We start from the raw sequence: 26,645 nt of genomic DNA, 5'->3' as shown, positions 1-26,645 counted from the left end.
CGAAGATGACGCAAAGTGCAGCCTATCGCGCCCCGTTTGGTCCAGGCGGGGACAGCTCGATCGACGCCGACCTCTGTGGACGCCTCTTGGCCGTCGCGCTCGCCAAAGGCGGCGAATACGCCGACCTCTTCTTCGAATACCGCGCCGGTGGGGGTTTTACCTTCGACGAAGGCATCCTCAAAGCCGCATCCCGTGGCGTTTCCATGGGCGTTGGTGTTCGCGTTTTGCGAGGCGATGCGACCGGGTATGCCTACACCGAGGATCTCACCTGGGAATCGATGAAACGCGCCGCAGAAACAGCGGCGCAAATCGCAACCGGCAAGTCGGCGACCACGTCCGTGAAACTCGCACCTCGCGAACTGCCGCAACGCTACGAAGTGCCCCTCGTTTCGCTCGATGTTCCGGGTGCAAACAAACGCGCTCTGCTCGAACGCGCCAGCGCCGCGGCCCACGCGCACGACGCGCACATCGTCAAAGCCGAAGCGAGTTTTTCCGAAGAGATCCGCGAAGTGCTCGTCGCAACGAGCGACGGGATCATGGTGCACGACGTGCAACCCCTTTTTCGATTCGGCGTGCGCGCCATCGCCGAACGAAACGGCAAACGCCAAGAAGGATCGAGCGGCGGAGGCGGTCGCATGACGATGACCGATTACTTCCAGGATCGATCACCCGAATGGCACGCGCGCGAAGCTGCACGACAAGCCGTCGTCATGCTCGACGCCGAAGAGGCTCCTGCGGGCGAAATGAACGTCGTGCTCGCGCCTGGCGATAGCGGCATCTTGCTGCACGAAGCCGTCGGTCACGGACTCGAGGCCGACTTCAATCGCAAAGGAACGTCGAACTACTCCGGCAAAGTCGGCCAGCCCGTCGCGAGCCCTTTGTGCACCGTCGTCGACGATGCGACCTTGGGTTCGTCCCGTGGAACCATCAACGTGGACGACGAAGGCAACGAGCCGAAAAAGAGCGTGCTCATCGAGAACGGCACGCTCGTCGGCTACATGCACGATCGGCTGAGCGCCAAACACTACAAGCAAACTTCGACGGGCAATGGCCGCCGAGAAAGCTTTGGTTCCGTACCATTGCCTCGCATGACCAACACCATCTTGCTCGGTGGCCCGCACGATCCGCAGGAAATCGTTTCGAGCGTCAAACGCGGCGTGTTCGCCAAGAAGTTCGGCGGCGGTCAAGTCGACATCTCGAACGGTGATTTCGTCTTCTCGTTGACCGAGAGTTATCTCATCGAAGACGGCAAGATCACGCGCCCGCTGAAGGGTGTGAACCTCATCGGCAACGGCCCCGCGGTGCTCGGTCAAGTCACCATGCTCGGCAATGATCTGGCCACATCCGACGGAATTTGGACCTGTGGCAAAGACGGTCAGAGCGTTCCGGTCGGCGTCGGATGTCCGACCATCAAAATCGATCGCATCACCGTGGGTGGTACGAAAATCGGTTGATGGGGCCGCTTGAACCAGTCTCTGGCGCAGCCTATTACGCACTAGGTCGACCGATGGCGCGCCGCTCGTTCATCCTCATCGTCGGGCACGGCCCCGAGCTCGAACGCGACGAAGGCGCCGCGCAGACGCTTCGGGGCCTCGGTGCGAACGTGCGCACGCTCGAGATGTGGGAAGAACCCAGTCGAATTCTGCGCGACGACGACGACGACGTGCGGGCCGTGCTCATCGAGACGCCCGAGCGCCCCGACCTCGCCGTCGCGTTGCTTCGCGCGGTTCGTCGCGACCAACGCCTCCAGGGCACCCCGGCAATCGCTGCCGTTTCGGTGCCGCACGTCTCGCGGCTCGACCCTGCCGGAGGTTTCGACGACTTCGTGCTCGTGCCGTACGTGCCCGCCGAGCTTTACGCGCGCATTCGCAAGGCCGAGTGGCAGCGGAGCGAATTCGCGACGGAAGAGCGCGTGAAGATCGGCCCGCTCGTGATCGACAGGTCTGCGCACGAAGCGTGCATCGACGGCCGCCCCGTATCGCTCACTGCCAAAGAATTTGCTTTGCTCTCGTACCTTTGCGAGCGGCGAGGCAAGGTGGTTTCACGCGACGAACTCTTGCGCCGCGTATGGGGAAATCGTTACGAAGGCGGACCGCGTACGGTCGACATTCACGTGACGAGGCTTCGCACGAAGTTCGGCTCTGCATTGCCGCTCGCCACGTTGCGCGGAGCTGGTTACAAGCTCGAGACGCCGGGCAGCGTGACGGAAGAAGACACGGGCGAAGATGGTGATGATCAAGGTTTGTCGGCGGAGCGAAAACGAGCGACTGGATTTTTGAGCGCATGAAGCGATCGACCGTTGCTGTGAGTCTGGGTTGTCCCAGTGGAACAGGGCCCGAGCTTGCGGTCGTTGCGGCCGCCAATTCGGACGCTCGCTCGGTGCTCGTTGGGGACATCGACGTCCTTCGGCGCGCCGCTTCGATTCGACATGTGGACTCGAATCGTCTCTGCATGGTCGCCTCGTCTGCGGATGTGCAGGCGCTCGAACCGGGCAAGATTGGCGTGTGGGGTTCGAGCACGCGGCTCGGCCGATTGCCTATCTTTGGTGCACCAACGGCCGAAGATGGCGCGGCGCAGCTTGCCTGGATCGACGAGGCGCTTGGTCTCACGCGCATGGGCATCGCGGATGCGCTCGTGACGGGACCCGTATCGAAGCACGCCATTGCGACGAGCCATGCGCCGCACGCGGTTGGTTTTTCCGGACATACTGAATATTTGGCCGAGGTTTTGGGTGCACGAGAGGTCGTCATGGCATTTCGTTCGGCCATGATGACGACGGCGCTCGTGACGACGCATTTGCCGCTTGCCCGAGTGCCCGAGGCCATCACGAAAGACGCCGTTGCGACCAGTTCATATTGGATCGTGCGCCTACTGCATGCGCTTGGTATTGCGATGCCGCGGGTCGGCATTGCGGCGCTCAATCCGCACGCAGGGGAGGGCGGGCTGCTCGGTGACGAAGAAACGACGCGCATTGCACCGGGGATGGAGATTGCACGCACGAGGCTCGAAGCGGACGGATATGCCGCATTGCTCGATGGCCCCATCGGGGCGGAGACGGCATTTCGCAAACACGCAGCCGGGGATTACGACGGCGTGGTCGCGATGTACCACGACCAAGCCACCATTCCGTGCAAATTGGTGGGATTTGGAAAAACCGTCAACGTGACGCTGGGATTGCCCATCATACGCACGAGCGTCGATCATGGGACCGGATACGACATTGCCGGCAAAGGATTGGCCGATCCTGCAGCCATGCATCACGCCATGGAGCTCGCCGTACGGCTTTCACGAGCAAGCGGGCGAGCGTCGATCACGCAAACCGTGTAATGGGATCACGAGCGCGACGCAAAATTGCAATGCGTCGTTTGCAGCAAGCTACGGATAAAGCAACTCCGGTCCGGCGCATGGGCTGTCGAGCAGCAGCGTAAACGACAGTTCGTGCGCGGGAAATCCATTCACTTGCACCAATCCGGCAGGCTCGGTACGCGGCGCACCCACGGCGCAGAGCGATCCATCGCCATCGGCATCGAGCCAGCCGTACACGACGAGCCCCGAACCTTCATCGAGCGGATAGAGAATGGTTTCGCGCACGGCGCCGGGTGAAGAAATGCTTCGCCGGTCGAATTCGCCGAGCGGATGAGACAATGCGCCATTGCCTGCGCTCGTCGCGACATGAAACTCGAGATGCACGGCGCCCGTATTCAATGCACCATCCGCAACTTCGACTTGGCCGGTCAAGAGAACTTCGTACAAGTTCGTTTCGAAGTTGATGCACCCCGTCGAGAGACCGGTCAAAAGAACCACGCACGCAAGCGCTGCTCGACTCATCGATCACCTCCGAAATGCAAGCCCACGTGAAAGCCTGGGAGCGCAATCGTATCGGGTGCACCTACCCATCCCGCATTGATTCCGATATCGAGCCCGAACGAGCGAGTAATCCCAAATCCCAATCCCAGCGTGGCCCACGGCGTCCATTCGTGCCGGAATGACCAATTCGTTTCGGTCCCCGAAGCACGTTGGATGGTTGTCAGATCGGGCAGAAGCGCGTGCCGTGTCCCAAGCACCGCGTAGGGAACCCACCGTCCAAGAGGCACAGCGATGCGAATACGCAATTCGCCATTGGGTCCTCGGCGAATTTCTTCGGAGCGCTGAAAGAGCCAGCCGACCAATGCTTCACCCGTGATTCGAATGCGCGAATTTTCATACCACCGCAGGCCAATCCCCGCCATGGGGCGATTGCGCAGAAAGAGTACGGATTCCACTTCGCTCACGAAAGCCAGTCGATCCGTCAAACCTATTTGAGCGCGAACGCTCGAGAACGGCCAACCCCCTTGAATCGTGAATGCGTATGCGTTTCGACGCGGAGCGCCAGCGAGGGCGTGCAGGACGGCGTCGTTCGTGGATGGCTTGGGTTCATCGGCGGCAAATACATTCGCGGCGCACAATGACGAGGCGAAGGCTACGCCGAGCATGCAAACATGTCGATGATTCATTCGGCCGCGTCCTTTGGAATGCTCACGCCAAAAACTCGGGCAAAGTTGCCAGCCAAAACGTCCGCAGCTTCTTGCTCGGTGTATCCGGCAGCTTGCATTGCGGCGACGGTTCTATCGAGGTAACTTTTCACGAATCCCGGACTCTGGGGGCCATCACTGCCATAAATGATGCGATCCACCACGCCTTCTTCACGCATGAGCCGCATGGCCTCTTTCAAGTTTTCCCCGGTGGGGTCCGACGAAGCCGATCCGAGCGCCGAAGGTTCGAGAAACACGTTGGCATACGTTTTCGCCAGCCGAATGCACGTAGAAAGTCCCGAATTGCGTTTGTCGACGAAATCGTATGCCAGGTGCCCGAGGATGAAACGTGCGTTCGGAAATGCCTGAATGGCTGGCTCCAGATAGACGGGATCGGTGTACGCGGGTTCTCGCGACGTTCCCGGAAAAGGACTCGAACCGGTGTGCAAATAAATCGGTTTGTTCATCGTCGACGATATTTCGTAAATCCCATAAAACGAAGGCTCGTCCATGCGAAAATGTTGGTGCGCGTGAGCAAGCTTGATGCCGATGAAACCAGGGCGCGATAGCATCGTTTTCAGCCGCTCCAGCTCGACGTCGCGATCGGTCTTCCACCGGTCGACACGAAGCGACGCAAAGCCAAAAAAACGCTCTGGAGCATACGCGAGATCTTCCGCTACGAGCTCGTTCGAGGCGATTCCCACCGTACGCGGGGCATAAATGGCAAACAGCCCGCCAGCCCAGATTCCCGCTGAATCGAGCTCGGACAGGATGCTTTCCGGCGTGAGGCTTGCTGCTGCAGTCGATTCTGCATCCACACCGAGCGGAAATGGAAAACGCGAAGCCAAAAACTTTCTCGTGTCCTCTGGAACGGAGTCCCAGTCGCCTGGGTGCAGATGCATGTCGACCACCGGAAGACGCTTTCCATTCCATTCGACGCCGCGCGGAGGCGTGCCACACGCGATTGGAGTGAGCGCCAAAAGAGCAAGCGCTGCCGATACGGATGCCAACGATGCGGCTCGCAGGCGCGTTCGCGTTGCAGTGACTGCAAGCTGAGAAGTCATTTCACCAATGGGCATCAGGCGCCGCTCGATGTCAAGCAAACCCAGCGGGTCTCGAGCAGCCGCGATTGTCCCATCCATCTCGTACCGACGTCACTGCGGCTCGAGCGCCGCATATGATGCAAATTGTGTAATGGGATCAAGAGCTACGTACAATGGCGAGCAAGTGATCGAGGTGCGGCATGTCAATGCCATGCTCGCGCCCGATTTCGCGAATCGTATCGCCCATTGCCAAGTGTTGTGCGTGCAGTTTTCGCCCGAAGTGTCGCTCGACGAATCGCACGGTTTCCGGAGCTACGCGGCGGGCGAGCGCTACGCCGGGCTTGATGGTGTACGGTCCAATGAACCGAGTCAAAAGCTGCGCCCACGGTGCCACTTTGCCAATTTTTTTCCCGAGCGTTTCGCATTCCTTTGCCGCCGAAATCGCCGTATCGAGCAATTCCTTGTCGCCAAGCACGCCGTCGACGCCGTGGCCTGCATCGATGGCCGCAATGAGTGGAAAAAAGGCCGTCGTGCTGGCGGCATTGAGAGACGCGACATCGCGTTCGAAGCGCGTGGGTAATCCATCGTTCGTGAGCCGCCGGGCGAGCACTTCGAGCGCGTCCCGACTGAGCGAATGCACTTCTCCCGAGGCTTCATCGTCGAACAACGTCGGCGCAATGCCCGTGGCCCAATAACGAACGACACCACGATCATCGACATCGTCGATGTATCCAAACACGCCCGGCATTGCGCTTACGACGCGACGCCCAACCACGTTTTTCAATGCTTCGAGCTGAGGCGCGAGCGCTGGTGACAACACGACGACGGGCGCGGCGGGTGCCGCGCGCAGAAGGTTTGCCAGTTCGTCGTTCGGATCGTGACGAATACGGTCGATTTGATCGAACCTGACGGTGAGCAATACGAGCGTCGCATCGTTCGGGATCGTTGCGATGCGATTGGGTCGTTCCACCACATTGCGACGTTTTTCCCCGTTCACTTGTTCGACGACGAAAGAATAGGTTTCATCGAGGCGCGATTTGCGGACGAGGAAGGATACCGCGACGCCGGCTGCTGCGAGGCGAGCGCCATAGATACGGCCGAGTGCCCCTGCTCCGAGGACGATGACGTGCATGAAGAACAACTACAGCCGAGTGATGCGCATGGGAAGCGCGGTGCGTCGCTTGTGAGTCATGGCTCATCGGCCGATAGCTCGACCCTAAAACACCCGCTTCGAATCCACGAGTATCGTCACCGGCCCGTCGTTCTCGACGAATACCCGCATGTCCGCACGAAATCGCCCCGTCTCGACGTGCGCCCCCGCCGCTCGACATGCCGCGACAAACTCGTCGTACATCGCCTCCGCCCGCACCGGCTCCATCGCTCCATCGAAGCTCGGACGAAGACCACGACGCACGTCTCCGAACACCGTGAACTGACTGATCACGAGCAGCGCTCCGCCCACTTCACCCAGCGCCTTCGTCATACGCCCGCGTTCGTCGGGAAAAACCCGCAGGTTCACCACCTTGTTCACCGTGTAGTCGATGTCCGCTCGCTCGTCGTGCTCGCCTGCTCCCACGAACACGACGAGCCCTCGATCGATACGCCCGACGACCTCGCCCGCAACCTCGACACGCGCCGAGAGCGCTCGTTGCACGACCGCGCGCATCGCGCTTATGCGATCCCGAGCTCACGCGCGAGCTGGCGGGTGATCTTGAAGTACGTGCTGCGGTCGTAGGGCTTGTTCAGGATGTGGAAATCCTTCTTGTTCAATCCTACGCAACCAAAACAATACGTGCAGTCGGTGCAATCGATCGATCGGACTACGTACGAACACTGCGTGCACCTTTCGCTCGCCACGCAGTGGTTGCATCGCACCAGGTCTTTGCTCGATCGGCAATGCGTGCTGTCGGCGCATCGTTGCGAATCGACGCAGTAGTGACACCGGGACAAACCCTTCGAGTTCTTGCAGAACGTGCAATCGATGCAGCGTTCGCATGCGACGCACTGCACGCATCGTTCGTTCTCGGTTCGGGTTTCGGCGGACTGGAGGAGCTTGCGCAGTTCTGCTTCGAACTCAGACTTGTTCATGAGGTCGGTTGGTTTGTCGAATCGGACCGGCCACTCACTTTGCGACGCAGTTGAGCAGCGGCTTCACGGGTTGCTTGTTCTTCGGCAAACTCTTCGATACGTCGCAAACGAGATTCGAGCACCGCACGACGCTTGGGCAAATCGCCCGCCAGCATCAGCGCGCCGAGTGCGTCGCGTACGAACGCTTCGTCGCTGTGCTCGAGCAGCTTCAGGTGTACGTCTTGATCATCCGGGAACGTAAACCCTGCTCCGAGAAATTCGTTCGCCGCCTTCGTGATCTGCGGTCGCCCTTCGGCACCAAGGAGTTTGCCGAGGAGCTTTTGTCGCTCGAGGTCACGCGGGTCGCTGTTGCGCGGAGCCGGCGCTGCAACCACACGGTTTGGTTTCGGCGTGGTCTCCTTGTTGTTCTTGCCGTTCGCACTCCCGTTTGCATCGGCGCTCGACTTGGGCGCGAAGAGTGCCTCGAGAGCTGCGCGATGGTGTTTGTCGGCGCGCCCTTCTCCGTTTTTCTCTTCGTTTCGATTCGCGCTGCCGTTTTTCGGAGCACGCGCAAAAGGCGCAAGTTCGGGGTTGTGCCAGACTTTCGTCTCGTCTTTTCGCATCCGCCGCATCACTACGTTCGTCCTTGTTGCTTTCGTGAAGCACGACGGCTCGATTCAGCGCGCGCCGTCGTGTGGGGAGAGGCCGAGGCAAGCTCCGTGCTACGCGTCGCGCGGGGTTCATCCTCGTAAGGAGACATTGCGTGTAGGGTGGTGGTCTCGAACGCAGGAGCGAATCGTGCAGGACGTGCACGCTACCAAGAGCGTCTCGCGTGCGCCGAGAGCCCCTCCTGTACCACACCGATCCACGAACGCCGCAGAAAATTAGGCCCACCTGTGCTGCTCGTGAAATAACGCGAAACGAAGGCTCGCCTTGCGTCCCCGTCGGGGCGTGAAGCGGTGGGTGGATCACCCCGGCGCTGGCCGTGAGGTGCTTTCTGCTCCTGGAGGCTCGTCATGGTCAGGGGTCGACACAATCGAATCACGCGGACAGTGGGACTTGCGCTTGCGGCGTTTTTTGCGCTTGCGTCACCGCTAGCGTCCGGCGACGCACTCGCGGCCGCTCCCGACGCCACGGTGAAGGCGCAACCGGCAAAGGTGGACAAGGCGCCCACCACGAAGGCCACGAAGCGCGGCACGACGGCGAAGAAGGCCAAGGCTGCGAAGAGCGCAGCGAAGCCTCGCAAGCCGACCAAGAGCCCGCAAACGGCCACTGCGTCCACGACGCAGGCTGGCGGCGCGGGCGTGGTCGTGGCGAAACACGCTCCGTCGAAGGCATCTGCCGCGACGACCACGGCATCGGCGAAGAAGGGAAGCTCGAGCGCTCCGGCCAAGGGCAAACCCGCGACGAAGAAGGCGCCCAAGACGGCCGCGGCGAAGGCTGCGCCGACGCGAGCCGTGAAAGCGTCCAAGAAGGCGTCGACACGTGCACCCGGAGCAAAACGGAAGACCGGCAAAAAGTCCGACGCAGACGCCGAACGTCCACCGTGTTTTGCGCCCGCCGTCGCCATCGACCGCAATGGTTTGGAAAACGAAACGTTTTCTCTGGTCGATTGCAAAGGCAAACCGCTCGCTTCGGCACGCGAAAAGTTGAGCATTTTGGCAAGGCCGTGGGGGACGCCGCGCCCGGTCATCGAGCCGCCCAAGAAGACGAAGAAGGCAACCAAACGGCAAGCTGGTAAAGACAAACCCAGTGCGACCGTCGCGGACACGGGAGAAATCGCGCCCAACGTACGGCTTCTCGATCCCGGCTTGCTCACGCGCATCGACGCCATCGCGCGGCACTTTCCCGGCAAGCACGTTTCGCTCGTCAGCGGATACCGTCCGCGCAGCCGAGGAAGCTTGCATCAGACCGCGCGAGCCATCGACATGCGCGTTGCGGGCGTGAGCAACGAAGAGGTCGTCGCGTTCTGCAAAACGATCACCGACACCGGCTGCGGGTACTACCCGAACAGCTCGTTCGTTCACGTCGATGTGCGCGCTCCAGGAACCGGCACCGTAACTTGGATCGATGCATCCGGTCCCGGTGAAGCGCCGCGCTACGTATCCGCGTGGCCTCCGCCGCCCGAGCCCAAAGCGCCCGATGCCGACGTGCACGACGATGCGACGCCCGAAGGCATCGAGGACGAAGTCATGCGCGACGCGGCCAGGCCTGCCGCAACGGCGTCCGAACCGACGCCCGCACCGGCTCCCGCGGGTGAATCACGTCCCGAAGACGCCAAGGAAGCGGACCCGAAAGACCCCGTGCCAGCCGCTCCGACAAACCCCGCTCCGGACAAACCTGCGCCGAAAGAAACGGCCGCCGCGCCTCCTGCAAACCGCCCTGCCCATCCGCCCGCCCCGCACGCTGACTGACGAGCTCGCCTTCAATCCAGTTTCGTCAGTGCATCCAGCGCTTCGTCGAATGCAGTGATCAGCGCGTGCGGCGGAAGCACACGCATTCGCTGCTGCAATTCCATGAAACGCCGCATTTGCGATTCACGTCCGCGCTTGAACATCGCCCACGGATCGCCATGGGATGTTTTACAAACGATGATGGATTGAAAATTGTCGATTTTGTCCGCAATGGTAATGGCTTGCGCGTCCCAGGGGTTTTTCGAGAATTGCTCGAGATACCGCTGCTTGCGCTGCTCCCATGATTGGGATTTATCCGCTTCGCTGACGGCAATGACGAGCTGAGCGACGCGTTCTCCAAAAAGACGCGAAATGTCGTCGAACGTCACGCCGCAATCTTCGATCGAATCGTGGAGCGCCCCTGCTGCAATCACTTCGTCATCGAAGCCGTGTTTCGCCAGAAGAACGGCCACGCCTGCTAGGTGACTGACGTACGGCACGTCGACGCCGGGGTATTTTCGCTTTTGGTCACGATGCCACACGGCGGCTTGATCGAGCGCGCGTTTGAGGAGGGGGGTCATGGTGGGCATGATAGTCGAAAAGTCACCCGCGCGACGCATCCAAAGTACGGACGATCGGACAATAGCGGCCGCGTTTCGTTTACACCCGTAAAAGCACCGCTTCACACGGCTCGCCCGTCGCTCGCGTGATCGCCTGCGCGTACAGGAACACCTGACGCGCATAGACGGGCCTTGCTCGCACGATCACGCGATCCGTTTTGAAATCCACCACCGTCCAGCCATTCTTTTCGCGAAACGCAAGATCCACGATTCCTTCGATGAGCGTCCCGTCATCCGTCATCAAACTGAGCGGCGTTTCACGTCGGCATTCTCCACGCGCCTCCGCTTCCTTTGCGCGAACGAGAATGGGATGCCCGAGCGCTGCTTCGACCGCACGCGCCGCTGCTTTTCCCTCTTCATCCGCACCGCCGAATAGCCGTGCCGTGAGCGCCGCGGCCGCTTCGATCGTCGCGCGATCACTCGATAGCGATACTTGCGACAACGTCGCATGCACGATTTCACCAAAACGAGAACCCGTGGGCCTATCCGGCTCGCGAGGCACTTCGAGAATCGTCACGTCCGGCGCTTCATCCAGCATCGCTTCGGCCCGTTCGGTCACGGTTTGCATGATGTGCCGTGGTTTTGCCGCACGTTCACGATCGGTTGGTTTTTCTCGCGCCCATTGCCGATATCGCTCGAGGTCCTCTTCGACCGCACCCACGGGCGCATCTTTGCGCAACAAATCTTCGCGACGAACTCCGAATGCCGGCTCTCGTTCGATATCCAAAAGCCGTACGTCCCACCAAACTACCTCGTGCGATTCATTCGGCGCCGAAGTTTCGGGCAAACGGTAACTGCCGGGACGAACCGTCCGCTGCGTCGGTCCCATTCCGACCGGACGCGCGAGCACCGTATCTTCGCCAAATGGCGGACAACCAGGTACTTCTTTGGCCACGGGATTCGCTGCCGGCGCTGGTGCAATGCTTCGATGAATGGGCCCCACCCATGATGCCGGCGGAAATTGCGGATCATCGCCGACGGCCGGAACGATGAGCAAATCACGCGCACGCGTCGCCGCAACATAAACGAGTCGCACGCCTTCCGCTTCGTCTCGCTTCGCTTCCAATTCTTCGTGCTCGACCAAATCCCACGGCGCCAGGCCCCCGAGGCGCAATGCACAGAGACCACGCGCCGAATCGACAAATCGGTTTGTCGCTTGCGCACCGAGTCGCGCCGTGATGTCTGCCAAAACGACGACCGGAAATTCCAATCCCTTGGCGCGATGAGCCGTCATGATTCGCACGCCATCGCCGCCTTCTTCGAGGATCGGCGCTTCAGGCGACCTTCCGCGCGCTGCGTCCTCCTCCAAGTGTTCGACGAAAGCTCGAAATGAAGTGCCCCCCGATGCCTCGTAGGCTCGACCAAGTTCCGCGATATGAAGCACGTTCGCCAATGCGCGTTCGCCCGACGGCCTCAGGGCAAACCCCACGTGCGCTCGCGTTGCATCGCAAAGTGCCGTCACGGTGCTTTCAATGGGCCTCGTATTGCGTTCGTCCGATAGCTTTCCGAGCAGCGTCAAGGCGGCTTTGATGGGCGCGAGATTCGGCGAATGAATTCCTTCCGGAATTTGTTTGGGATTCAATTTCCCATGCAAATGGCGATATTCGAGGAGCGCTTCGTCGCCGATCGCAAAAAGGGACCCGCGCAGCGTGGCAAATACCGCAAGCTCGTCGTCCGGACGTTCGATGGCTCGTAATGCCGCGAGCATCGTTTCGACCTCTTCTCGAGCAAAAAATGATTTACCGCCCACGAGCACATGCGGGATTCCGCGCGCATCCAAAGCTTCGACGTACGTGCGCGTGACGTCTTCTCCGTGGCTTTCGAATCGCCGAAAAAGCAGACATACGTGCCGGGGCGCGACGGGAACCAATTCGCCACGTCGATCCCGTTCGGTCACCCTCCAGCCACTTTCATGAAGTAACCAATCGAGAAACGCGCCAACTGCCGCGGGCGTGCTCTCTTCGACCGCCGCGACCGTGAGGCGCTGTTTCCCATGAGGTTCCGGCACCGGCAGCGCGACGATGGCAGGTTGTCCGGCAATGTCGTCTCGCGCTGGCGCAAGGGGCGAATACCGGGCTTCGAGCACGTGCGGATCCCCCGTCATGACGCGGGAAAACGCGTGATTGACGAGTTTTTGAATGGTCGGAATCGCTCGAAAACTGGTCGTCAATTCCACGAAACGCGCGCCTTGGGCGACGAGCAATTGCTTGATTTCCTCGTAAATGGATAAATCCGCGCGCCTGAAGCGATAAATCGCTTGCTTGGGATCCCCCACGAGAAAAAGTTTTCCCGGGACGGGATTTACATCGCGATAAGATTTGACCGATCCATCGCTGGCGGATAGCAACATCAAAATTTCGGCCTGCAGTGGATCGGTATCTTGGAATTCGTCCACGAAAATATAACGATATCGAGCTTGAAACGCGCGCCGAACTTCATCCACGTCGCGCACGAGGTCTCGCGCACGCGTGAGCAAATCATCGAAATCGAGTCCCCCCGTTTCGGCTTTCCGCTTTTGATAAGCATCGAGCAGCGCCCCGAGCTCGTCCTGAAGCAGCGCGGCCAAATCTGCATCGGCTGCCATCTGGAATGCCTCGAGCGATTTTGCGATCAACCCATGCGCAGAAAGCATTTCCTTGCGCGTCATCGTCTTGGAATACCGAGCTCCCGAACCACGACGCGGTCGCATGAAATCGCGCTGCTTTGCGAGCGCGCACAAATCCGCTTCGACCTCGTCCAAGTCGCACGCCTCGGCTCCACCAATGGCTCGCATTCGACCCATGAATGTCCGAGCAGGTGCCGTATCACGGTAAAGTGGGTCTTGCAGGGCAATCGCATGATCGCTGAGCTTGGCGAATTCGTCGAGTTGCCGTACGATGCTTTCAATGGCCGAACGCCTGTCGAATGCGGGCCTACGCCATCGAGCGGTAAAATGCCGCCACGTCATGAGATCGTAACCAGCGCGCCGAAGCCGCTCGATTGCACCGGGACCATGATCGCGCCGGCGCAAGAGGCGCCTCACGCCCTCCGTTGGATGCGCCAATATGTCATCCAAATAGCGGCCAAAGCCTTCCGCATAACGCCTGTCCGATTCGGCCTCCGTCATGACGCGAAATGCAGGATCCACGCCGGCTTCCACGGGCCTTTCACGCAATAAGTCGGCGCAAAATCCGTGAATCGTGCTGATGCGGGCTTCTTCCAAATGCGCAAGCGCTCGTTCGAGGTTGCTTCGTTGAGTGTCGCCTGTAGCAGCGCGCCGTGCCCGTTCGATTCCGCTACGCAATCGCAGCGCCAATTCACCCGCCGCTTTTTCCGTGAATGTCACGGCGACGATTTCTTCGACCTCGGCTCGCCCCTCCGCCAATACCGCAACCATTCGATGCACGAGCTCGGTCGTTTTCCCCGTGCCCGCAGCCGCCTCGACCACCATTGTCTCGTCGAGCGCCGTGCGAATGAGCTCGCGCGCTTCCGCATCCGCGAACGCTTCTTGCTCGAGGCCCAGCGCTTGGCTCTTCACGGCTCGCTCCGGATCGCTCGGAGGCGTGAAAACATGACGCCATCGTCGACCGTGCTTTCGTCTTTTCGCGCCGCTCGTCGCTCTTCGTGGGGGCCGCAAACGATGCGATAGCCACAATTGTCGCAGGCGTTTTCCCGTGGTGCTGCCGGGAAAAACCCTTTGTCGATCGCATCGTCGACGAGCTCGAGTACGCGTTTCGCTCGCTCGCGCGCAGCACCGTCCAGCGCGATCACGTGCTCGGTATGACCTCCTCGATGGGTACAGAAGGACAAACGCGCGTCGACCACGCGTTCATTCCATACGGCCTCGTACGAAAGCGCGTAAAGCACCGGCTGCAAAACTTCTCCCCCACCGATCACCATCGTCGGCTTCGCGAAACTCGTCCCCGTCTTGATGTCCGTCACGCGGCATTGGCTCGTTGCGACATGCCGCTCCACCACATCGATCGCGCCGTGCAGCAAGAAGCCTTCATTCAATTTTGCAGCTTCCGCCATGCTTCTCGGATCTTCGTGCTCGTGCAGCGGGAGCCCGAACGAAAGATCGTAACGTATGAGCTCCAAGTGATCGTGATCTTCGATCACCTGCATCATCCACCCATGCAGCTCGATGCGCATGCGTTCGATCTCGTCCCAAAAAACGCTCGATACCGTGGGCAGCACGCGCTCTTCATGGTCACGCGCGGCTTTGTCCAGACACTGATCGAGCGCGCGTAGTGCTTGGGTTTGGCGATCCAAACATAGCGGCAAACCGTCTTGTTTTTCGAGCGCCGCCAGCGCTGCAGCCTGTACGCGATGAAAAAGCACGCCTCGCGTGATCGGATCGAGCCTGTCCGGCGTCGTTCGTCTTTCACGCGCCGGGATTCTGTGAATTGCGGCGAGCAGAAATCGGTACGGACACGCGGCGAATTTCTCGATCGCCGTCACGGCAAACGAACGCGTGCGCAGTCGATTGGCGTTCAGCACGGGCGCCGTTGCCGCGGTCTTGCGAATGACGCCGTCGTGGTGCGAATACGGCCGATCCCAACGTGCCGATCGCGATCGGAGCGATCGCGCAAGATGCGGATTCAAGTCCAGCAGGTACTGCGCTCGACCTGCAGTCGGAGCGTCATTCGATGAATGCAAGAGCAGCCCCAGCATCGCCAAGTCGTGTTCGGCGTCGTCAATCGCGTCTTCGGGAAGGGCTGGTGCAGGCCATGCCAAACGCGTACCCGATGCAGTTGCCGCGTCGCGCTCGAGCGTGTCGTGATCAGGCAAAATTCCCGTCGTCGCGCGCCGCACGTCGAGCCCGTAAAACGAAGGCATCCGCGGACGACCAGCCGTGACCTCGACGCGCGGATACGACAAGTGCACTCGCTGACGAGCAGCTCCAACGGACAATCGCAAGAGCAGTCGCTCGTATTGCCCGCGATCCGTTTGAGTCCATAACGTTTTGCTGATCGCCCTTCGATCGGCGTCGAGCAAAATGGGATCTTCACGCGGCGCTTCGGGGAACAATCGTTCAGCAAGTCCCGGAACGAACACCACCGCAAACGATCGCCCTCGCGCCAAGTCCGGCGTGCCGACGAACACTTCACCGTACCTGCGTCCCGACGGCTGCACGGTTTTCGTGCCGAGGCGCCCTTCGAGAACACGTCGCACCTCGTCGAAGGCAACGTCTTCGACATCGGCCATCGGATCGAGCTCGGTAAACGTCGTGATCACGTGCGATGGGTCTTCGAGCGCCATCGTGGCGATGCGGCCGAGTTCTTCGAGCCAAACCTTCCAGCTTGCTCGTTGCGGCAGCGCGGCCAGCGCTTCGATGAGCGGCAGGGCAAAGTCCGAAAGGTCACGTAGCGCTTGGCTTTCGCGCTCTACGGTGTCGATGCGTGGTGAGCTCGAATCGGTTTGTCGCAGCAGATGTAGTTCACGATCGAACGATTGGCCCAGCGCATCGAGGCGTCTTGGCCAGCGATCCTTGCGCCCGACGATGGATGCCTCTGCGAGCAATCGTTCCCAAAGAAGCGTCGGCAAAAGCGGCGTGGACGATGCTTTGGGTAATGTCGGCGTTGTTTCGTACGGAAGCATGACGGGTTGTCCTTCGAGCAGCGCGCCGAGGAGCTCGGAGCGACTCGAGGGAAGCGACGATTCGTTGGTGGTCAAAACGACGTCACGATTCGTTGGTGCGAGCGAAAGGAATTCGGCGAAGCGTTTCGAGGAAAAGTCTTCTGCGCGGCAGGCCAAAAGTGCGAGCAGGGCGCGTCCCGATGGTTCGGGCTGGGACGACCCGAACGCGAAGTGGGCGGGAATTTTTGCGCGAGCAAAGGCGCTTTCGAGCAGGCCCGCGTATGCTTCGGGTGCGCGAAGAAAAACCGCGACGTCGTCGAATCGCACGCCGCGCCTCGCTTCGGCCAAGATGCGACGCGCGATCTCCACGCATTCGCGACGTTCACCAGGTGCCGAGAAAAACGCCACATCGTCGCTCGTCTCGGTGGGTTTTATCTCCTCGGCCGCAAATATGTATTGGCACAGGCGCGACAGGGCCGACCCAGGTTCGTCGGGCAGCGGTTCTACGCGGCTCGTGGCAAGCGTCGACAGCACTCGTTCGGCTCGGCCGTCGCCCATGGGTACGCATGCGAAGGACTGTTTGGCGTGACGAACGAGCTCGGTCACGAGCGATTCGTCTGCGCGCGAGGTGATGGGCACGTCGACCAGCACGAGCATGGATCGGCGCACATCGGCGGCTTCGCGCGTGGCGGCGGCTGCTGTGAAGAGCACGTCGGCGTGATCGGCGATCTTGGCGCGGGCGCGATGTTCTTCGTAGAGGCGCAACAGCGTGCGGATGTCGCTGCTTCTTCGATCGACGCCTCGGATGTCGTCCGGCCCGATGCGCTCGGCACGAAGCTCGGCGATCGTCGTGCAGAGTGTACGGGAAAAACTCGGTGTTTTTGCTACGGGGGCGAAGTAATCGAGCAGGTTTTGCGCGAGCGCGTCCGCGACGGCGCGCGTCACGACAGCTTCGATCGCGAGTGGCGATGCCGGTGCGATGCCGCGTTTCGCGAGATCGATTGCGGCAAGGCGCGCGGCGAGTCGTCCGAGGGTCAGCCGATGCAGGCCGAAGGTCGCGCCTCGTTTTGCGCCCACGCGCGCGGCGAGATCCAGCGCAGCACCGCGTGACGCCCCCACGAGGAGCACTTCGGTGTCGCTTGGCGCTTCGCACAGAAACGCTTCCGCGGCCGATAGGCGCTCTTCGCTTCGTGGGGAGACGACCAGGCGGAGCACCAGCCCGTCATGCCTTTAGTGCGGGTCTTTGTCGAGCTTTCTTGCGAGCGGGCGAGCGAGGTGTTTGTCCGTAGCGATCCTCGAAGTGCGTTCCAATTCCGATATTTGCGGCAAAACATTACAAAAGATTGCGGATGTCGACCATGTGCAATCGCAAAACAGAAAATCTTCAAAAGATGAAGTCGTTGCTTTACTCGTCGCACGAAGATCGGCATGATCATCTCATGCAGCGATTCGTGGCCGCGCAGGAGCTGATCTACTCCACGGCACTGGCCGAGCTCGAGGCTGGCCGTAAGCAATCACATTGGATGTGGTTCATTTTTCCGCAGATTGCGGGGCTGGGGCACAGTCCAATGGCGCAACGATATGCGCTTGCGTCGCTCGACGAAGCGCGAGCCTATCTTGCGCATCCACTGCTTGGGCAGAGGCTCGAAGAATGCACGCGCGCGGTGTTGCGCCATCCGAAACGTTCCGCATATGAAATATTCGGTTCACCCGATGATCTGAAGTTTCGCTCGTCAATGACCCTTTTTCACCGTGCGGCTCCCGCGCATCCACTCTTTACTCGAGCCTTGTCTGTTTTTTATGGCGGCGAAGAGGATCCCAAAACGCTCGAACGGCTTTGAACCTTGCATTTGGAGCGCAGAAGGCATGAGCCTGGACGGACGGATCGACTGTGCGATTTCGCGATCACCGTTCAGGTGTCCGATTACCTGAATAGGTGCTATTCTCGTTCCGTGCATCCTCTCCAGCATGAACTCGGAGCAATTCTTGCCGAGGCTGAGCGGCGCGGCATCCCACTCGTCGTGCTTGGCGCGTTCGCAGTCCGCGCGTACCTCCGTGAGCCAGATCAGCGTTATACCCACGATCTCGACCTCTTCGCGCATGCAGACGCACTTGCTGCGTTGCGTGAAATGCTCACGACCCGAGGCTATACGGTTTATTCGGGCGGCTTATGGTGGCGCGCCGAGCGAACATCGGAAAAGGAACGGGTCCTCGTCGACATTGCCTTGGGCTCCGTCGTCGACATGATGTCGTTCGAAAGTTATCCCCTAGAAATCAAGGAGGCGCAACTTCGCGCGGAGCCCGGGGGGCCACTCATTCCTGTGCCACCCGTAGAAGATTTACTCGCAATGAAGATTCTCGCCCATCGGGATAAAGACATTCTCGATGTCATCGCCCTGCTGCGCGACGTAGGCCACGTCATCCGACCTGAAGCGTTCGCACGACGCGTCGAGGTTCGCGATCTCGAAATTCCCATGCGTCGAGGCTATCTCGAAATCATGGCAGCAATCGAATCTGGAGAGCTTGCTAGGCTGTGGGAGCTTCGAACGGGCGCCCCGCCTTCCCAGGACCTCTTGCCACAAGTCGTTTCCCAGCTACATACTCTCTTCCCATGATTCCTCCGCGCTACTTCGTGGATGCACGCCGCTCAGTGCCGTTTGGTACGCTCGACGAGGCCAAAGCATTTGCCCAGCAAAACTTTCCCGCAGTCATTCTCGAGCGTGTCGACGAATCTGATGGGAAATTTTCGTGGCGTGAAATTTTACGGTTCGATTGGCGCTGGGATGAAGAGCGTTGCGTTCCAGTGGTCGACTTCGGATAACGTGCATCATGACCTACGACCTCGGCACAGCAAAAGCACCTCGTTTGGCCGGCCGCGCGCTCGAAGCAGCGACCGCGGCGCTCGAACATCCAGTCACCGGCTTGCTTGCTTCGCACAAGCTCATGCAAGACCTCGGCATTTTGGATTTTCGCCGAGCCCACATCCCTGAACCTCCCACCGTCGGCCCAGACCTTCCGCGCCTTGGATCCATCGATGGTTCGAGCTCGACGCCGCTCGACCTCGAAGCCATCGTGAAGGGCGCTCGGCCGGCGAATGGCTTTGCCTTTGAATCCGCTGCCGATTTTCATGAAGCCTATCGATCCGGACGCGCCGATCCGGTCGTCGTCGCCGAGCGATTCATTGCCGCTGCCGAACGTCTCGACAAGGGCGAAGGCGCCATGCACATTTTCATCGAGCGCAACAATGAACGCGTATTGGCGGAAGCTCGTGCCAGCCGCGAACGATATCGACAACATGCACCGCTCGGGCCGCTCGATGGCGTGCCCATTACCATCAAGGACGAGCTCGACGTCGACGGATATCATACGACCGTCGGTACGCGATTTTTGAAAAACCTTGCGACCGACGATGCCGCCAGCGTAGCGCGATTACGCAAAGCTGGCGCAGTGATTCTCGGCAAGGTCAATATGTACGAAATTGGCATCGACACGTCGGGATTCAATGCGCATCACGGGACGCCCACGAATCCTTATGCTCCTGGCCATTATCCGGGTGGCTCGTCGAGCGGTTCCGCGGCCAGCGTTGCAGCCGGGTTTGGCCCCATTTCCGTGGGTGCCGATGGCGGCGGCTCCATTCGTATTCCCGCAGCACTTTGCGGCGTCGTCGGGCTCAAAGCCACGTGGAGCCGCATTACGGAGCTCGGCGCATTTCCTCTATGCGCAAGCGTCGGACACGTCGGACCCTTGGGCGCCACCGTGCGAGACGTCGCCCTGGCGTATGCCATCATGGCCGGTCCCGAGCCGCTCGATCACGATTCTCTTCATCAACCAGCCGTGCATTTGACGGGTTTCGGCGATGAGGATTTACGACACCTTCGTTTCGGGTTTTACCGGCCATGGGTCGAACATGCCTCGCCCGAAGTGACCCGTGCCGTATGGGACGCGCTGGATGTATTTCGCCAGCAAGGTGCTGAAATCATTGAAGTATCCGTTCCCGAGCTCGACCGTGTGCGCATCGCGCAAGCCATTACCATTTTGTGCGAAATGGCAACCTGCATGGAACGATTCGACGCCGAACATCGTCGCGATTATGGTCTCGGCGTGCGAATCAACTTGGCCATTGCCCGATCGCTCACGGGACGCGATTACGTGCAAGCGCAGCGTATGCGCACGCGATTCCAGCGCCATTTGGCAACCGTTTTCGAAAAAGTGGACGTCATCGTGACGCCAACGACGGCGCAGACGGCTCCTCCAATTGCAGCCGACGTGTTTCCGCGCGGGGAAAGCAATCTCGAAGTGACGAGCAACCTCATGCGATACAGCTTTCCCGCAAATTTGTCGGGCAATCCAGCGCTCTCCGTGCCAGGCGGATATGACGCCCATGCGCGGCCCATTGGCATCCAGCTCATGGGGCGACCGTGGGAAGAACACGTGCTCTTGCGCGCCGGCGAGGTTCTCGAGCGCCGCGTGGCGCGTCGATCTCCCGTCATCCACACGCGCCTGCTTCGAGACTGACCCTGTCACTCGGCGCATACAGTTTTACCCTGGAATCGCGCACGCAGTTGCAGTAAAGCTTCGAGTCATGGCGAAAGCAGCGTCCTTCGTGCTCTGTTCCTTCTTCGTTCTCGGCCTTGGGTGTGGTGGAACAACGCCGCCTGTTACGGATCCGGATCAAAAAACGGATCAATCTTCATCGGGCGACACGACGGCGACATCGACGAACGACACGACGGCTGCGCCGGAGAAGACGGCCGAAGTGAAGACCGATGCGCCACCCAAGCCGGAAGCGACTGCATCCGAGCCGCAAGAAGCACCTCCGCCGCCTCCAGCCATTTCATGTGATCCGCCGCCAGGAGCCAAACCGCCCACGGTCAAGCTCGCAATGACCATCGACCGCGCCCAAGTGAACCTCGACGATCATCGATTGGAGGTCAAACTGAATCAGCCGGCGTGCAAGGTGACGTTGAAGGTCATTGGTGAGTCAGGACGAACCATTGCCGAATCGGCAAAAGGATTTGGCGGTGCATCCGCAGGTACGGCGCTCGTTGCATCCTGGACGCCGTCGCAAATCGAACCGATTTTGCGTATCGAGGTTTGGGGGCACGATACGCACGGGCGCTACGTTGGAATGCAGATTACGCCGTGGAACGTGTCGATCGATCACGAAGAGGTCAATTTCGAGACCGATTCCGATGCCATTCGTGATTCGGAGGTGCCGAAGCTTCAGGCGAGCCTCGACAAGATCAAAGAAATCGCGAATCGCCACAAGGACTTGCCCGGCATTGCCCTTTACATTGCCGGCCATACCGACACCGTGGGCAGCCCCGAGCATAATTTGACGCTGTCGCGTAAGCGTGCACGAGCCATTGCGGCGTGGTTCCGCAGCAAGGGGCTCAAGATGCCCGTATCCTTCGAGGGGTTCGGCGAGCATTCTCCCATCGTGAAGACGGCGGATGAAGTGGCCGAAGCGCGCAATCGCCGCGTCGATTACATTCTAGCGCTCGAACCCCCGCGCCTCCCATCGGGCTCCGTGCAATTTGGTTGGCGAGGGCTGTGACCTCATTTCGGTAAAACCTCCGCCAGCACGTCGTCCGTTCCCAATTCCGTGAATCGAATGGTCGTTCCCAAGAATGTGCGAATGACTTCGGCTTGCGTGCGCGTGTGCTCGGATAACGCGAGCGTACGAAACGCGCCGCCTTTTCCAAGCGCCATTGGCAAGAGCAATTGGTCTGCGACGTGCTCGCCGATGGGAACCTCGGCCTTGACGTAACGATCGACCATTTTTGCAGCATTTTCGGCGACGATTTCTGCGCGCAGGCCGCGTTCGCCGTACGCCGTGAACACCTCCGTCACGTGCTCGCATATCACGTCGGCGACCAGGGCATTGCCGGGACCGTGGCTATTTTTGATGACCTCGGGCCGCGCCGTTTTTCGATCCCACCACGGCAATTCATCACAAAAATGATCCACTTCGCGCACGCCGACGATTCCCGGAATTTGCGCGACCAGCGCTCGAAGTTGCGTTTTGAGCACTTGACCACGTTCCCGTAAAACCAATTCTTCGAGCTTTGCTCCGCCCGCAATCGTCACTTCCAAACGTCCGCCTCCGGCCGGGAAAAACCCATAAGACGTAATGGTTCCGGAGGCTTTGCCGCCCAAGCGCCTTACGAGCGGTAAAAATGCACGCTCGATGGCGTCCCACGACGGCGCCATCGAATTGTGCGTGCCTCCTTCGATCACGAGCGACGAAGTGCCTTGGGCCAGGAGCAATGCGGGCAGCACAGTTTGCAATACGAGCGTCGCGCTTCCGGCGCTGCCGATGGCAAAATGGTACGACCCTGCGCGCGCCGCGCCCGGCTTGAAAACGAGCTCCTTCGAACCGATTTCGTCGCCCGAAAGCGTCGCGCCCGATACTTCCGCCGCGGCGCGCACGGCGCAGAGGTGTTGTCGCATGAGGCCCGGGCGAGATCTTCGCGCGCGAATCGAATGCACGCGAAAAGGTTGTCCCGTCACCATCGACAAACCCAGCGACGTGCGCAAAATCTGTCCGCCGCCTTCGCCGGTCGATCCATCCAGCGTCAACATGACATTACCCTTTCACGCATACCACTTGCCGTAGCGTGTGCACGATATCCACCAGATCCGCCTGCGCATTCATCACGTCGTCGATCGACTTGTACGCGCCCGGTGTTTCATCGATGACGTCGGCGTCTTTGCGGCATTCGATACCGGCCGTCATGCGCGCGTGATCCTCGAGCGAAAAAGCTTTCTTCGCCGCCGTACGCGACATTTTTCGCCCTGCACCGTGACTACACGAGCAAAACGATTGCGCATTACCCTTGCCGCGTACGATGAAACTTTTCGCGCCCATGCTGCCGGGAATGATCCCCAATTCTCCTTCGCCGGCACGCACGGCGCCTTTTCGAGTCACCCACACGTTTTTCCCGTAATGGTGCTCCTTCGCCACGTAATTATGGTGGCAATTCACCGCTTCGCTTCCAAGCTCGAAAGGCGGCAAAATCCCCGATCGACGCACGGCTTCGAGCGTCGCTTCCATCATCAAGGCGCGGTTTGTCCGAGCGAAGTCCTGCGCCCATTTCAAAGCGTCGTAATACGCACCAAAGTGCTCGGATCCTTCCGGCAAGTAGGCCAAGTCCATATCCGGAAGCCGAATCAGCCATCGCTCCATTTCACGTTTTGCTCGTTCGATGAACAAGCTTCCAATGCGATTACCCACGCCGCGCGAACCCGAATGCAACATGAACCAAACGTGATCGCGCTCGTCCAGGCACATCTCGATGAAATGGTTTCCCGTTCCCAGCGTTCCCAGGTGCTCCGGCGTCACACCTCGACCCAGCTTCGGGTCGCGTTCGACGATTCGTTTGAAACCCGGCTCGAGGTCATTCCACGCAGTCACGACGCGCGGAGGCAAGTTTGCCCATGCACCGCGATCGCCTGGTCCACCATTGTTCGTGCGCCCGTGCGGAACCGCCTTTTCGATGGCCGAGCGAATCGTTTTCAAGTCGTCGGGCAATTGCGAAGCCGTCAGCGTCGTTTCCACGGCAATCATTCCGCACCCGATATCCACGCCCACCGCGGCCGGAATGATCGCTCCATCCGTCGCAATCACGCTTCCCACGGTCGCGCCTTTTCCCGCGTGCACGTCGGGCATCACGGCGACCCACTTGTAGACGAATGGCAATGCAGCAACGCGACGCAATTGCGCTTCCGCCTCGGCCTCGAAAGGCACGCCTTTGGTCCACGCCTTGACAGGCACGCCGTCGGTTTGAAACGTCACATGGGTCGACTCGGTCATGGCAGTTTCCTCAGCGAGTGGTCGAGTCCGTAGAATGCACGATGCGTGCCCAGTGCAGAAGGGGCTTGTTGGGTAGCTTCGCATAGATGAGCGGATAAAAGACGATACATCCTTCCAAGTTCATGCTATTCTGGCGGTCCTATGGCTTCCCGTCCGCTCGTCGTCTTCAGCATTCTTGGCACCACGCTCGACGCTGGCCGAGGTCCCGGCCGATGGGACCGGTGGCGCCCCACCATTGCTTTGTGCCAGCACGAAGACCTGCTCGTCAGCCGCCTCGTATTGCTCCACGACAAGCAGTCGCGCGATTTAGCCGATCATGTTACGGCAGACGTGCGCCACGTATCGCCAGAAACGACGATCGAACGGATCGACGTCGCATGGAAGGACCCGTGGGACTTCGAGGAGGTGTATGCAACGCTGCACGATTTGGCTCGGTCCTATCCTTTCAAGCCCGATCAAGAAGATTACCTCGTGCATCTCACGACGGGCACGCACGTCGCGCAGATATGCTTGTTTTTATTGACCGAAGCGAGGTATTTGCCAGCGCGCGTCGTGCAATCGGCGCCGCCGCGTCGCGAACGACCGGACGGCCCAGGGTCGTATTCCATCGTGGACTTGGACCTGTCCCGCTACGACCGCATTTTATCGAGGTTTGCCCGGGAACGCAAGGACGGTCAAAGTTTTCTCAAGGCGGGCATCGAAACGAAGAATGCCGCATTCAATCGATTGATCGAGCGAATCGAGGAAGTCGCGAAAGCATCGCGAGCGCCGATCCTGCTCATGGGGCCCACGGGTGCGGGCAAGAGTCAGCTCGCGGCGCGTATACACGAGCTAAAAAAATCTCGCCGACAGATTCAGGGCGAGTTCGTTCCGGTCAATTGCGCCACGCTTCGGGGCGATGCTGCAATGGCTACGCTATTTGGTCACAAGCGAGGTGCATTCACGGGGGCCGTGACGGACAGGCCGGGCCTTTTGCGAAAAGCAGACGGGGGCCTGCTCTTTTTGGACGAAATCGGGGAGCTCGGGCTCGACGAACAAGCCATGCTTTTGCGGGCGATCGAGCAAAAGGCGTTTTACCCGGTCGGCGCGGATCAAGAAGTGAAAAGCGATTTTTTGCTGATTGCTGGGACCAACCGTGATCTCGGAGTCCTGGCGGCAAAAGGAGAATTTCGTGAAGATCTATATGCCCGAATCAACCTCTGGACGTTTCGTCTTCCGGCATTACGCGAGCGGCCCGAAGACATCGAGCCGAACCTCGATTACGAGCTCGAGCTTGCAGCCAAAGTCCTGGGCGTGAACATCACGATGAACAAGGCGGCGCGAGAAGCATTTTTGGAATTTGCGATCTCAGGTCGTGGGCTTTGGGCGGGCAATTTTCGGGACTTGAATGCATGCGTCACGCGCATGGCCACGCTCGCACACGGGGGACGCATTACGAAAGAAATCGTCGCCGAAGAAATAGAACGGCTCGAAACTTCCTGGTCGAGCGGCAGGGCCTTATTGCAGGGCAAGAAGTCGGACGGTGTCGATTACGTGGCGGATGTGCTCGGAGAAGCGGCCGCGAAGCTCGATCGATTCGACCGCGTGCAGCTCGAGGACGTCTTGCGAGTTTGTCGGGACGCTCGGAGTTTGAGCGAAGCGGGGCGCGTTCTTTTTGCCGAATCTCGCAAAGGCCGCACGACGGTCAACGATGCCGATCGATTGCGAAAATATTTGTCTCGATTCGATATCGAGTGGAAAGACGTGAGTGGTGCTCGTTCTTGAGCGGCAAGGGCGACCGCGCGGAAGTTCGTCGTGCGCTCGTGCTTCGAGTGGGCTATAGCAGACGCCTCGATGTCCTGGCTCTCGCCCGAATTGTCCCTGTCCGGCCAGCATCCGCTCGTGCTCGTGCTGCTTTTTGCGTCGGGCTTTTTGGCCTCGTCCATCAACGCCGTCGCAGGCGGCGGGTCGCTCATCACATTTCCGCTCTTTGTGGCTTTTGGCGTTCCGCCCGTTTCGGCGAATGCGACGACGGCGGTGGCGCTGTGGCCTGGATCTCTGGCCAGTGCATTCGGATATCGTGACCAGCTCGCGGCGGCAAAACGTAATCTTCCGTATTTGATTCCGCCCACGGTATTGGGGAGTCTTTTTGGCGCGTGGCTATTGACACATACGCCCGAGCGGCTTTTCGATTTCGTCGTTCCTGTCTTGATTCTGCTGGCGACGCTGCTGCTTGCATTTCAGGGCCAAATTCGCGCGAAGGTGCTCGGTTCGAAGGCGCGTTTGCCCACGTCGGCAGGCGTCGTGCTTCAATTTTTGCTCAGCGTGTATGGGGGTTATTTCGGGGCGGGCATGGGGATCGTCATGCTCGCGCTTTTTGGGCTTTTCGTCGAAGGAACGCTGCACGAGCACAATGCGCTCAAAAATGGGCTCGCCGTAACCGTCAATATCGTTGCGTCGTTGTTTTTCCTGCGAGCGGGGCTTTTGTGGATCGTTCCTGGCCTATTTACCATGGTCGGAGCGATTACGGGTGGTTACGTATCTGCGCGTCTTGCGACGCGCGTCGACCCGGTGAAATTGCGCCGGTTCATCGTTGCGCTTGGATGCGCCATGACCGTGTGGTTCATTCGGCAAGCATGGAAAAATGCTTGAATGAC

General features: G+C 60.0%; 23 protein-coding genes. 11 read left to right on the top strand and 12 right to left on the bottom strand.

The features are described 5' to 3' along the window. Window positions 1–5 precede the first annotated feature (5 nt). From tldD to pdxA, 3 genes are read left to right on the top strand one after another with little or no spacing between them, the layout of a single operon-like run. The gene (tldD, locus tag IPM54_13915) at window positions 6–1,454 is read left to right on the top strand and encodes a metalloprotease TldD (protein ID MBK9260900.1); all 1,449 of its coding nucleotides are present in this window, start codon (window positions 6–8) and stop codon (window positions 1,452–1,454) included. Window positions 1,455–1,507: 53 nt separating this feature from the next. Further along, window positions 1,508–2,287, top strand: a complete 780-nt coding sequence (locus IPM54_13910) for a response regulator transcription factor (protein ID MBK9260899.1) — start codon at window positions 1,508–1,510, stop codon at window positions 2,285–2,287. After that, complete coding sequence (gene pdxA / locus IPM54_13905) at window positions 2,284–3,327, top strand: 4-hydroxythreonine-4-phosphate dehydrogenase PdxA (protein MBK9260898.1); 1,044 nt, start codon at window positions 2,284–2,286, stop codon at window positions 3,325–3,327. The genes IPM54_13910 and pdxA overlap by 4 nt, the downstream gene beginning before the upstream one ends. 48 nt (window positions 3,328–3,375) lie before the next feature. On the opposite strand, the gene IPM54_13900 is transcribed toward pdxA, so the two are convergent. From IPM54_13900 to IPM54_13870, 7 genes are all read right to left on the bottom strand, one after another. Then, window positions 3,376–3,828, bottom strand: a complete 453-nt coding sequence (locus IPM54_13900) for a hypothetical protein (protein ID MBK9260897.1) — start codon at window positions 3,826–3,828, stop codon at window positions 3,376–3,378. Further along, the gene (locus IPM54_13895; protein ID MBK9260896.1) at window positions 3,825–4,493 is read right to left on the bottom strand and encodes a hypothetical protein; all 669 of its coding nucleotides are present in this window, start codon (window positions 4,491–4,493) and stop codon (window positions 3,825–3,827) included. The genes IPM54_13900 and IPM54_13895 overlap by 4 nt, the downstream gene beginning before the upstream one ends. Then, entirely contained in the window at window positions 4,490–5,653 is a 1,164-nt protein-coding gene (locus IPM54_13890) for an amidohydrolase family protein (GenBank protein ID MBK9260895.1), read from the bottom strand. Before IPM54_13890 ends, IPM54_13895 begins: the two co-directional genes overlap by 4 nt. A gap of 58 nt (window positions 5,654–5,711) precedes the next feature. Next, entirely contained in the window at window positions 5,712–6,686 is a 975-nt protein-coding gene (locus IPM54_13885) for an oxidoreductase (protein ID MBK9260894.1), read from the bottom strand. An 84-nt stretch (window positions 6,687–6,770) separates the two neighbouring features. Further along, window positions 6,771–7,220 carry a D-tyrosyl-tRNA(Tyr) deacylase gene (locus IPM54_13880; protein ID MBK9260893.1) on the bottom strand — a complete coding sequence of 150 codons (450 nt, stop codon included), beginning with the start codon at window positions 7,218–7,220 and terminating at the stop codon, window positions 6,771–6,773. A 5-nt stretch (window positions 7,221–7,225) separates the two neighbouring features. After that, window positions 7,226–7,642 carry a hypothetical protein gene (locus IPM54_13875; GenBank protein MBK9260892.1) on the bottom strand — a complete coding sequence of 139 codons (417 nt, stop codon included), beginning with the start codon at window positions 7,640–7,642 and terminating at the stop codon, window positions 7,226–7,228. Further along, window positions 7,639–8,244, bottom strand: coding sequence for a hypothetical protein (locus IPM54_13870; GenBank protein ID MBK9260891.1), 606 nt, complete (start codon window positions 8,242–8,244; stop codon window positions 7,639–7,641). Before IPM54_13870 ends, IPM54_13875 begins: the two co-directional genes overlap by 4 nt. Before the next feature lie 393 nt (window positions 8,245–8,637). Between IPM54_13870 and IPM54_13865 the strand changes: the two genes are divergently transcribed. After that, window positions 8,638–10,035 (top strand): DUF882 domain-containing protein, encoded by a 1,398-nt coding sequence (locus IPM54_13865; protein ID MBK9260890.1) that lies wholly within the window; start codon window positions 8,638–8,640, stop codon window positions 10,033–10,035. Between the two features lie 11 nt (window positions 10,036–10,046). Here IPM54_13865 and IPM54_13860 read toward each other — a convergent pair whose 3' ends face one another. The 3 genes from IPM54_13860 to IPM54_13850 all read right to left on the bottom strand — a co-directional run bounded on the left by IPM54_13860 (window position 10,047) and on the right by IPM54_13850 (window position 17,408). Continuing rightward, window positions 10,047–10,595 carry a bifunctional (p)ppGpp synthetase/guanosine-3',5'-bis(diphosphate) 3'-pyrophosphohydrolase gene (locus IPM54_13860; GenBank protein ID MBK9260889.1) on the bottom strand — a complete coding sequence of 183 codons (549 nt, stop codon included), beginning with the start codon at window positions 10,593–10,595 and terminating at the stop codon, window positions 10,047–10,049. Window positions 10,596–10,674: 79 nt separating this feature from the next. After that, a complete protein-coding gene (locus IPM54_13855; protein ID MBK9260888.1) occupies window positions 10,675–14,151 on the bottom strand; it encodes a UvrD-helicase domain-containing protein in 3,477 nt (1,158 codons plus the stop codon). Continuing rightward, window positions 14,148–17,408, bottom strand: a complete 3,261-nt coding sequence (locus tag IPM54_13850) for a PD-(D/E)XK nuclease family protein (GenBank protein MBK9260887.1) — start codon at window positions 17,406–17,408, stop codon at window positions 14,148–14,150. The genes IPM54_13855 and IPM54_13850 overlap by 4 nt, the downstream gene beginning before the upstream one ends. Window positions 17,409–17,584: 176 nt before the next feature. Between IPM54_13850 and IPM54_13845 the strand changes: the two genes are divergently transcribed. From IPM54_13845 to IPM54_13825, 5 genes are all read left to right on the top strand, one after another. Continuing rightward, on the top strand, window positions 17,585–18,034 hold the full coding sequence (locus IPM54_13845) for a DUF1810 domain-containing protein (GenBank protein ID MBK9260886.1): 450 nt from the start codon (window positions 17,585–17,587) through the stop codon (window positions 18,032–18,034). A 111-nt stretch (window positions 18,035–18,145) separates the two neighbouring features. Then, window positions 18,146–18,808 (top strand): nucleotidyltransferase family protein, encoded by a 663-nt coding sequence (locus IPM54_13840; GenBank protein ID MBK9260885.1) that lies wholly within the window; start codon window positions 18,146–18,148, stop codon window positions 18,806–18,808. Continuing rightward, a complete protein-coding gene (locus tag IPM54_13835) occupies window positions 18,805–19,014 on the top strand; it encodes a hypothetical protein (GenBank protein MBK9260884.1) in 210 nt (69 codons plus the stop codon). The genes IPM54_13840 and IPM54_13835 overlap by 4 nt, the downstream gene beginning before the upstream one ends. Before the next feature lie 8 nt (window positions 19,015–19,022). Beyond that, window positions 19,023–20,708: an amidase gene (locus IPM54_13830; GenBank protein MBK9260883.1), complete on the top strand. Its 1,686-nt coding sequence runs from the start codon at window positions 19,023–19,025 to the stop codon at window positions 20,706–20,708. A 367-nt stretch (window positions 20,709–21,075) separates the two neighbouring features. Continuing rightward, window positions 21,076–21,750 carry an OmpA family protein gene (locus IPM54_13825; protein MBK9260882.1) on the top strand — a complete coding sequence of 225 codons (675 nt, stop codon included), beginning with the start codon at window positions 21,076–21,078 and terminating at the stop codon, window positions 21,748–21,750. Window positions 21,751–21,752: 2 nt separating this feature from the next. Here the strand turns inward: IPM54_13825 and IPM54_13820 are convergent, their stop codons facing one another. Both IPM54_13820 and IPM54_13815 read right to left on the bottom strand, forming a co-directional pair. Beyond that, window positions 21,753–22,778, bottom strand: a complete 1,026-nt coding sequence (locus IPM54_13820) for an RNA 3'-terminal phosphate cyclase (GenBank protein ID MBK9260881.1) — start codon at window positions 22,776–22,778, stop codon at window positions 21,753–21,755. Window positions 22,779–22,782: 4 nt separating this feature from the next. Beyond that, entirely contained in the window at window positions 22,783–24,009 is a 1,227-nt protein-coding gene (locus IPM54_13815) for an RtcB family protein (protein MBK9260880.1), read from the bottom strand. A gap of 141 nt (window positions 24,010–24,150) precedes the next feature. Between IPM54_13815 and IPM54_13810 the strand changes: the two genes are divergently transcribed. Both IPM54_13810 and IPM54_13805 read left to right on the top strand, forming a co-directional pair. Then, complete coding sequence (locus IPM54_13810) at window positions 24,151–25,773, top strand: sigma 54-interacting transcriptional regulator (GenBank protein ID MBK9260879.1); 1,623 nt, start codon at window positions 24,151–24,153, stop codon at window positions 25,771–25,773. Window positions 25,774–25,842: 69 nt separating this feature from the next. Next, a complete protein-coding gene (locus IPM54_13805; protein MBK9260878.1) occupies window positions 25,843–26,640 on the top strand; it encodes a sulfite exporter TauE/SafE family protein in 798 nt (265 codons plus the stop codon). The last annotated feature ends 5 nt before the right edge of the window (window positions 26,641–26,645 follow it).

The sequence above is a fragment of the Polyangiaceae bacterium genome (assembly GCA_016715885.1).
In the GTDB taxonomy this organism is placed as follows: Bacteria; Myxococcota_A; Polyangia; order Polyangiales; family Polyangiaceae; genus Polyangium.
This window is presented reverse-complemented; position numbering and strand designations above follow the sequence as displayed.

Coding starts and splice junctions, on each gene's coding strand:
- IPM54_13890 (MBK9260895.1), bottom strand. CDS start 5,653: ATGGATGGGACAATCGCGGCTGCTCGAGACCCGCTGGGTTTGCTTGAC.
- IPM54_13830 (MBK9260883.1), top strand. CDS start 19,023: ATGACCTACGACCTCGGCACAGCAAAAGCACCTCGTTTGGCCGGCCGC.
- IPM54_13875 (MBK9260892.1), bottom strand. CDS start 7,642: ATGAACAAGTCTGAGTTCGAAGCAGAACTGCGCAAGCTCCTCCAGTCC.
- IPM54_13870 (MBK9260891.1), bottom strand. CDS start 8,244: ATGCGAAAAGACGAGACGAAAGTCTGGCACAACCCCGAACTTGCGCCT.
- IPM54_13895 (MBK9260896.1), bottom strand. CDS start 4,493: ATGAATCATCGACATGTTTGCATGCTCGGCGTAGCCTTCGCCTCGTCA.
- IPM54_13900 (MBK9260897.1), bottom strand. CDS start 3,828: ATGAGTCGAGCAGCGCTTGCGTGCGTGGTTCTTTTGACCGGTCTCTCG.
- IPM54_13865 (MBK9260890.1), top strand. CDS start 8,638: ATGGTCAGGGGTCGACACAATCGAATCACGCGGACAGTGGGACTTGCG.
- IPM54_13860 (MBK9260889.1), bottom strand. CDS start 10,595: ATGACCCCCCTCCTCAAACGCGCGCTCGATCAAGCCGCCGTGTGGCAT.
- IPM54_13825 (MBK9260882.1), top strand. CDS start 21,076: ATGACCATCGACCGCGCCCAAGTGAACCTCGACGATCATCGATTGGAG.
- IPM54_13885 (MBK9260894.1), bottom strand. CDS start 6,686: ATGCACGTCATCGTCCTCGGAGCAGGGGCACTCGGCCGTATCTATGGC.
- IPM54_13815 (MBK9260880.1), bottom strand. CDS start 24,009: ATGACCGAGTCGACCCATGTGACGTTTCAAACCGACGGCGTGCCTGTC.
- IPM54_13880 (MBK9260893.1), bottom strand. CDS start 7,220: ATGCGCGCGGTCGTGCAACGAGCGCTCTCGGCGCGTGTCGAGGTTGCG.
- IPM54_13820 (MBK9260881.1), bottom strand. CDS start 22,778: ATGTTGACGCTGGATGGATCGACCGGCGAAGGCGGCGGACAGATTTTG.
- IPM54_13910 (MBK9260899.1), top strand. CDS start 1,508: ATGGCGCGCCGCTCGTTCATCCTCATCGTCGGGCACGGCCCCGAGCTC.
- IPM54_13805 (MBK9260878.1), top strand. CDS start 25,843: ATGTCCTGGCTCTCGCCCGAATTGTCCCTGTCCGGCCAGCATCCGCTC.
- IPM54_13810 (MBK9260879.1), top strand. CDS start 24,151: ATGGCTTCCCGTCCGCTCGTCGTCTTCAGCATTCTTGGCACCACGCTC.
- IPM54_13835 (MBK9260884.1), top strand. CDS start 18,805: ATGATTCCTCCGCGCTACTTCGTGGATGCACGCCGCTCAGTGCCGTTT.
- tldD (MBK9260900.1), top strand. CDS start 6: ATGACGCAAAGTGCAGCCTATCGCGCCCCGTTTGGTCCAGGCGGGGAC.
- IPM54_13845 (MBK9260886.1), top strand. CDS start 17,585: ATGAAGTCGTTGCTTTACTCGTCGCACGAAGATCGGCATGATCATCTC.
- pdxA (MBK9260898.1), top strand. CDS start 2,284: ATGAAGCGATCGACCGTTGCTGTGAGTCTGGGTTGTCCCAGTGGAACA.